7 protein-coding genes are annotated in these 7,226 nt (G+C 67.4%); 2 read left to right on the top strand and 5 right to left on the bottom strand.

What is annotated here, in order from left to right:
• Positions 1–270 (top strand): C40 family peptidase (locus BCD49_RS41745; RefSeq protein WP_198939491.1); only part of this gene is annotated, 270 nt, incomplete at its 5' end.
• 86 nt (positions 271–356) lie between these two features.
• On the opposite strand, the gene BCD49_RS39395 is transcribed toward BCD49_RS41745, so the two are convergent.
• The 4 genes from BCD49_RS39395 to BCD49_RS39385 all read right to left on the bottom strand — a co-directional run bounded on the left by BCD49_RS39395 (position 357) and on the right by BCD49_RS39385 (position 4,407).
• Positions 357–1,439, bottom strand: a complete 1,083-nt coding sequence (locus BCD49_RS39395; protein WP_007516026.1) for an effector-associated domain EAD1-containing protein — start codon at positions 1,437–1,439, stop codon at positions 357–359.
• Positions 1,440–1,814: 375 nt separating this feature from the next.
• A complete protein-coding gene (locus tag BCD49_RS39390) occupies positions 1,815–2,696 on the bottom strand; it encodes a hypothetical protein (RefSeq protein ID WP_007516025.1) in 882 nt (293 codons plus the stop codon).
• Positions 2,697–2,769: 73 nt separating this feature from the next.
• On the bottom strand, positions 2,770–2,934 hold the full coding sequence (locus BCD49_RS43895; protein WP_007516024.1) for a hypothetical protein: 165 nt from the start codon (positions 2,932–2,934) through the stop codon (positions 2,770–2,772).
• A gap of 615 nt (positions 2,935–3,549) precedes the next feature.
• Positions 3,550–4,407 carry a hypothetical protein gene (locus BCD49_RS39385; RefSeq protein WP_007516022.1) on the bottom strand — a complete coding sequence of 286 codons (858 nt, stop codon included), beginning with the start codon at positions 4,405–4,407 and terminating at the stop codon, positions 3,550–3,552.
• Positions 4,408–5,101: 694 nt separating this feature from the next.
• Here BCD49_RS39385 and BCD49_RS39380 point away from each other — a divergent pair.
• The gene (locus tag BCD49_RS39380) at positions 5,102–5,389 is read left to right on the top strand and encodes a hypothetical protein (protein WP_007516021.1); all 288 of its coding nucleotides are present in this window, start codon (positions 5,102–5,104) and stop codon (positions 5,387–5,389) included.
• 263 nt (positions 5,390–5,652) lie between these two features.
• On the opposite strand, the gene BCD49_RS39375 is transcribed toward BCD49_RS39380, so the two are convergent.
• Complete coding sequence (locus BCD49_RS39375; protein ID WP_071042530.1) at positions 5,653–6,687, bottom strand: terpene synthase family protein; 1,035 nt, start codon at positions 6,685–6,687, stop codon at positions 5,653–5,655.
• Positions 6,688–7,226 lie beyond the last annotated feature (539 nt).

Here is a 7,226-nt window from a genome sequence, read left to right as displayed (position 1 = left end):
CTAACCCGTGCTGCCTACCGCGCCGCCGGCCGTGACCTGCCCCGCACCGCCCAGACCCAGTACGAAGCCGGCCCCGTAGTCCCACCCGGAGAACCACTCCAGATCGGCGACCTTGTCTACTACGGCACCGCCACCAACATCCACCACGTCGCGATCTACATCGGAAACGGCCAGATGATCAGCGCTCCGGGACAGGGCAAGGTGGTACACGTCGCCCCGTACAGGTGGGCGGGAGACGACTATTTTGGAGCGACACGTCCGGGAAAATGAGCTTTATTGGCCGAGGCCGCCGCGACCGTGGGGCCCGGTCGTCAGCGGGTCATTAAGGTACCGCGCCCGCATCGTTAACGTTCCGCCTACTGGTCTGTATGCGGCAAAGGCTCGGGCTCTTGGCTATACGCCCAGGCGGGTTCGTCGCTGGTCATGTCTTCTGGTCCGCTCGTCTCGCGACGCTGTGTGGGAGCTGGCGTGGCCGTGACGTCGTCGAGCTGCCGGTCGACGTCCGCGAAGGCCAGTGCCCAGGCCTCGTCACCGCGTATCTGGTAGATACCGGGGCTGGTCTCGATGGACCGTGCGCGTAGAGGTTCGGTCAGGTGAGGTGGCCAGGTTGTCTCCTCGGTCCAGGTCACGCCGGCCAGCAGGTCGAGGCCGTCGAGGCCGACGCCCTTCAGCGCGGACAGGTCCAGTCCGGAGGCCTCGACCGTGACCGTGCCCATCAGGTGCTCGCCGAGGTCGTTGAGCGTGTCCAACATTGTCCGCAGATCGCGAAGGGCGGGGATCCGTAGCCGGTTGACAAGATCGTGTGCCAGGTAACACGCCCGGTCGAGCCCGGGGCTGTCATCGCCGCCAAGTTCACGGGCGCGGTCCAAGGCGGCGGCCAGCTGGTCGGTCAGCTGGTGCGCGCGGTCAAGGGAACGGCCACGCCCTTGGTCGAGCCAGTCCGCGAGTCGGTCGCCGCCCGCGCGGGCGAGGCCTCGGGCGTTGCCAGCCGGAAGGGCGTCGGCGTCAGTGCCGTGTTCTCGGGCAGCGCGCTGGGCGAACCTGCGGGCTCCCTTGCGGGCGACGGCGCTACCGAACGACCGGGCAGTGGCGTCTGCGACCAGCCACATGACCTCTAGGCAGGCCAGGCGGGCGGCGACGACCGCGGCGACCACGTCGCCCGCGGCGCCGCCGGGCAGCGGGCCACCCACGAACGCCGGATTGGCGGGAAACCAGGCATGCGCCGCGGCCAGAAGCCGGTCCCGGCCGTCAGCCAACACACCCGCGGCAAGCAGGCGCGACACCTCCGACCAGAAAAGGTGCGCGCTCAGTCCCGCCACCCATGCTGGATGATGCGCTCGGCGAAGACCGGCCCCGTTCAACAACTGACCGGCAGACAGCGGATCCGTGAACAGCTCCGCGAGTGCGCCGATCTCGCCAGTCGTGAGCCCTTCTCCCATGCGTACCCCCGATCCCAGGCATGCGCGACGAGATCGCACGGCATGCTCCCGGACAGCATGCATGGTCATCGACCCGGCTGTCACACGTCGTTGGCCCGCGGCCTGCTGCCCGTTGCGAAGCGATAAATCTGGCGCCACCACGGCCAACCGTCCCCTTCAGCGCAAGCTCGGAGGAGGGGGAGACGGGCGGGCGCGACCGTGCCAGCTCACCCGAGCTCGCCCACGCGGCCCGTTCCCGGAAGGCCCTCAAGGTCGACAGCAGGGTGAATACCGCACGGTTCGAATAACTGCACTCCACCAGCCTAAAGAGGATTGATTCGCCCGAAGAAGCGGGCGGAATCCACCAGTCGACCAGATCCCCCGAGAGACGGTCGGTTATGCCCGAGATCGAGATCTCTGCCTTGGTGACAGGTTGAACTCCTCGGTGATGACCAGCGGAACCCATTTAATCTCGGCGAACCGCTCGACGGTCGCGGTGAATCTGCCCTCGGTCGGGCCGGCCAGTGAGGTCGTCGGGCCAATGATCGCAAGAGCGTTCGCAAAAGTGCGCACTGCGATGTTGATCAGCTGCTGCAGCGCAAAGGCGTATTGGTGCCTCGTGCGCTCTGAAGCCATCATTATCCGCCCGTCGCTGTCCCACCACGAGTTACGCATCGCCTCCCCTGCGGAGAAGTGCACCGCCCGGCTCGTCGCCGCGAACAAGTAGTCGTACCTGGCTTGGGCGCCGACCCGCTCAGCGACCCAGTTCGTGGAGGGTACGACGGTTCCCTTGGGCCAGCCCAACTCTTGGCCGAGTGTTCGTAGATCGTCGCGGATCTTCGACGTTTCGCGGCCGGCTGCATCCGCGAACCTGGACGGGAACCCGACGCCTCGAAGGGCATCGGCGCCCGCATAGTTGTGAAAGGCGGCTAGCCCCCGCAACGCGTCGTTGAGCCTCATGGCTGTGAGCAGCCGCTCGCCTGGCTCGGCGTCAAGAGTCTCGACGTACGCGAGCCAGATCTGCTCTTCGAATGCTTGCCGGACAAAGGCGGTTGCCAGGTTGCCAAGGCATTGGTCGCCAAGCAACAGCGCCGCACGCAGCGCGGAAGTCTGCCGCTCGATAACCGCCTTCGCGACTACATGGCGGATCGCGAGGTCTGGCGCGAACTGCAACTCGCTGGCCGCTAGCAGCGCATCGAAGATCCCGAGGAATTCACGTGCGGACGCCTCCAGCTGCGCTCCGAGCGACGGGCCCGCCTCCGACGAATTTTCGATCATGCCACCCCCAATGAGGGCGACCGTAGCAGAATCGGACAGTTCCTCCGTAGTCATTTTTGCGGCGGCGCGCCCTTCAGGCTGCGTTGCTGCGGAAGACCTGCCGGTCATGCCAGGTGATGTGCTCGACGTCCACAAGAGCTTCGCCGGGGCGGGGGGAGGCGAGCGGGCGTCCCGCGAGGTCGTAGACCGCCCGGCCGGATGGCGTCTGGGCGATGTAGAGCTCGGACACCTTGAGCATGCGGTCAGGGGTGAGGCCGATGACGCCGAGGTCGAGCAGTGTGTGGTGCAGCGAGCACGGCTCGCCGGGCGGCGCCGCGCAGGTCTCACAGCTCGCGTTCCAGGTGCACGATCGGCCCGCTGCCGCGTTGTCGAGTGGCGGATCGGCGGACCGAACTGGTTGATCAGATCGCCAACCGACCGCTCCGCCTCGGCATAGCTCGCTTCGCTGCTACTTGTGGTGGCCATGCGACCGGACAACTACAACAGCAGCAGCTTGTGGGCACGCGGATCGCGCCGATCTGGGCTCGACGCAGTCGACCTAACCGACTGCTCCGGCCTTACCCATGCTTCCTACGCAGCTGCCGGCATTCAGATCCCTCGTACCGCCCAGACCAGTACGAGGMTGGGCCTTTGCTCCCAGTAGGGACACCGCTGCGTGGCCGRCTGTCGTGGTCATCTCGGCGGAGTTTTTCGTGGGCTGCTGTTCGCGGCAGCCCGCTGCACCGTGTCTTCGTGCCTGCCGGCTACATGACCGACTGGGCGGGGATGCCGCCGGTCACCGGGCTGATCCGCGATGATGTCTCCATGGGGGATTCGCGGTCACGTCGGCGCGCCGGCGTCGCGCCCAGCCGGATCAGCCGCTACAGGCGCTCCGCTTCAGGACGTAGCCGCTGTCCCCGCCGATCTGTGCCTCGACCATGCCGATGCCGCGCGCGAAGTACTCGGTGATCGGCTTGCCCTGGATGGTCGCCAGCACGCCGGCCCCATCCTGCGCGGCGGACGGCGTCGCGTTCACGTAGTGGACGTCTGTCTCGGTGACCGTCACCCCGACGATGTCCTGGTAGGTGCCGCTCGGTGTCGCGATGGTGGCTACCTTGGGGGCCGCCGTCACCGTGTAGGTGATCGAGATCTTCAGCGCGTCGCCGTCCGTGATCATGTCGCGGATCTCGTTCTGCGCCTCTGGGGTCGTCGCCGACATCGCCATCGTGAGCGTCGACCGGCGGGACTCGCCGCGCGCGAGTTCGGTCGGGCTGGGCCAGACGACCGGGTTGTCGACGGTGAAGACGTAGGGCTTCGCCGCGGCGGGCTTCTGCGCGACGGTGACCGTGCCGTTGCGGTGCACGAAGTACGGCACCGTCTGCGTCACCGGCCTCGTGTACTCGTCGGCGCCTGGCGGGAAGGTCATGACGGTGATGATGTATTCGGTGCCGTCGGCCCGTTCGGTCTCGTCGTCGGTGTCCAGCGCCATCCTCGGCGTGACGGCCGGGTCCGCGCCGACCAGCGAGCACCCGTGCCCGACGGCGAACGCGAGGTACTCCTTCCAGCCGTTGCCGTCCGCGGCGGCGCTCGACGGCGCCGACGTGACGGTCCGCGCCGTGGTGCCGCTGCCGGTGACCTCCGGCGGAGTCAGGTCGTTGGCGCAGGCCGCGCACGTGGCCACGACGACCCAGGACACGGCAGCGCTCACCCGTGCCGGCAGCCGATGACGCATCGAATCCTCCCTAGAAGCCTGGGAAGCATACCGATGGTGCAGTACGTCGGGCCGGGAATGCTCCCGGCCCAGACGCCCGCGGGGCCGCCCGCACGACGCGCGCATCGACGCTCCACTCGTCTCGCACACGTCTCTCCTGCTCTACGCGCGTGCACGGCGGCTGGTCGGCGCGCCCCGAGCCGGCTGCGTCGCCGTTCGATGATGACCGACGGCGCGCTGTTTGCGCCTGTGCGCCGCGGACGGCGCCTGCACCGCKGGTCGAGCGTCGGGACCCACTGCCCCGCACCGAGACCGCATCAAGATCGTCGAATACGACAGGGTTCGAATATCAGCACCCTGCCAGTTAACTGAGTCTTCGTGAGGCTCTGCATAGGCGCCAGCGACGACCGACGTAGGGCGTCGGGTGGGGAGGGGCGGAGCGTGAGGATGATTGCGATAATGGAGGCATGACGGTACCGTCCGAGCGGCGTGTCGCCATGATCGGCATCACGTTGCTCGTCACTATCGCCGGGCTGGGAGTGCTGGTAGGGCTGCGGACGTTCCACTCGTCCATGGACTGGGTGATCGTCGGGCCGCTCTCGTGGGCACGACGAGCCTGTATTTCCTGTGGTCCGCTCGACGGGCAAGGCGGGAGTCCAGCGCGCGGACAGCTGCTGCTCGTGGCGCTCCCGGAACGGCTGACGACGGCGCCCGCTTGGGGGGCAGCGCGGGAACGGCCTATACGCGGGAGCATCACGTCGGCATCAAAGCGGCGGCGCTGTTCGTCGCCTACACCGCGGCGCTCACGCTGGCGGGGTTGATCATCCACGGTATTCACACCGCAGCCGACTGGGTGATAGCACCCGCAATCGCCTACGGCGTGATGACGATCTACCTCGTTTGGGAGGACTACCGGGCACGACAGGAACGGCGGAAGGTCGCGCGGGCGGCCTATAGCGCCAGCTTGTCCAACCAGTTGCCGAGCGTGGCCCGCCGCCAGTAGGACATTGAGCAGGGCTGCCTACTACGCGGGACCGAGACCGCGGTGTCGAGCCAAGGGGCCTGACGCCCAAGAGCGATGCCGGCCGGGTCCAGCCCCGCTGCCGTCAGCCATGGCGAGGCCCAGCCATTACACTGCGGCGCGTAGTCAGCGTGGGATATCGGACCGCCTCCGAGCCGGCGATCGCGAATACGGCAGGGTTCAAATAACGGCACTCCACCAATCGAGTGAGTTTTATTCGCGCCAATGGTCGGCAGAGATTGACTTCACGGTCTTGACGAATCAGTGGGACCTGGATCTTCCAAGACGTTTTCGAAGAATCCGGGGCCGGTCCGAGGGAGGACCTCCAGCGCGGTGGTGTAGCRCAGGGTCTCGGTTTCCCACGCGTGATAGCCGCAGATCCAGGCGGTTAGGACGCCGACATAGGTGGTCACGGTGGCGCGCTGCGTGGCGGGGAGTGCGAGGTGGGTGCACATGGCCGGGACGTCGTGGGCCAGCTCCTGGAAGCGGGTGCAGCGTCGGTGGACTTCCCCTTGAGCCGCAGCGACCGCCTCGTCGCGGGTGTAGTGCCGGGTGTGTTCGAGAACCAGGACGAGGTTGTCCATGTCCCCGCGCGCTTCCTCCTTCTCCAGGGAGTACACGTCGTTGCACATCAGCGTGATGTCGATGGCGATCTCTCGCATGATCCTGAGCTGCGGGCTGTGGAACACGGCTGGAGGCAGCGTGAGGCCTGCGGCGTGTTCCCCCAGCGACAGCGGCAGTGTCGTCCCGGCGATGCCCCGCCGGACCTGGAGGTACTGCTCCATGTCGGCCGGCACCCCACGGCGCCGGTTGAGCGCCTCGTGGGCGTGGGCGGCGAAGTAGTACTCCCACTCGCTGGCGACCCGGGCCGCCCAGGCGGGCGAGGCACCATGGGTGCTGCGCCGCCAAAGGTCAGCGAAGGCGACCGAGCACGGGTCGTCGCCGTGGCGAGGGGAGGTGCCGTGAATGATGTCGATCAGGCCTTGGCACACTCGGGCTACGCGGTCGGGCGCCCGACCCAGGGGGCCGTCGAGCTGGTCGTCGAAGACGAAGAAGAACGCCATAGCGTCGGTGCATAGATCTAGCCCCGGTCCGGTGGCGTCGGGGAAGCCGTAGGCGGCGAGCCGGGGAATGTCCCACGAGGTGTACCAGTCCACCGACCGTTCGCCACCCACAAGCCCGTGCCGACGGACCCAGGCGAGGTTGCGAGCGCGTGCGCCTTCCATGTCCTGGTGGACGCGGAGCGGAAAGGGCAGATCGAATGCGACGTCCTGCGGCATGGACCCTCCACACGCCGGCCCGCCCTCTGGCTTACCGGCCACCGCTTCAGGTGTAACCCGGCGCGGCCCAACGCAGCTGGTCATGTGAGATTTCCGCGAGAAGGAGCGTTCCTCCATCGGCGGCAACCTGAAACCGCCCTGATCGAACGGTTACCTCCCACGACGACGGTCCTGACACACCGCTGCATCGCCTCGCCGAACATGATCGGCGCCCCGTGAAGCCGCCGCCGCCCCCGTCAGCCGGCGAGGCAATCCGATCCGCCACGAGACGATACGAGGCCGCCACGCGAGGAGGAATACTGCGCACGCCTAATACCAGCACTCTGCCAGTCAACTGAAATCTATGTAGGTTCTTGGCTTCGTCCCTGATACGGCGGCTGCGACGGTCGGACCGTCCGCCGCCGGCCCGCAGACAGCGTGAGGCGAGGTGGCGTCTACCACCGTGTGGGCTCCCCGCTCCCCGCTCCCCGCCCCCCGCTCACCGTCTGTCACTCTGGCCGTAGGAGGTCCCTGTCCTCGGGGACTACTGGGCGAGTGTT

This window comes from Pseudofrankia sp. EUN1h (assembly GCF_001854645.1).
In the GTDB taxonomy this organism is placed as follows: Bacteria; Actinomycetota; Actinomycetes; order Frankiales; family Frankiaceae; genus Pseudofrankia; species Pseudofrankia saprophytica.
The sequence above is the reverse complement of the archived record's forward strand: the minus strand, read 5'-3'. Positions and strand labels throughout refer to the sequence as shown.

Excerpts from the sequence above, each read along its gene's own strand:
- BCD49_RS39395 (WP_007516026.1), bottom strand. The coding sequence starts at position 1,439 with ATGGGAGAAGGGCTCACGACTGGCGAGATCGGCGCACTCGCGGAGCTG.
- BCD49_RS39390 (WP_007516025.1), bottom strand. The coding sequence starts at position 2,696 with ATGATCGAAAATTCGTCGGAGGCGGGCCCGTCGCTCGGAGCGCAGCTG.
- BCD49_RS43895 (WP_007516024.1), bottom strand. The coding sequence starts at position 2,934 with ATGCTCAAGGTGTCCGAGCTCTACATCGCCCAGACGCCATCCGGCCGG.
- BCD49_RS39385 (WP_007516022.1), bottom strand. The coding sequence starts at position 4,407 with ATGCGTCATCGGCTGCCGGCACGGGTGAGCGCTGCCGTGTCCTGGGTC.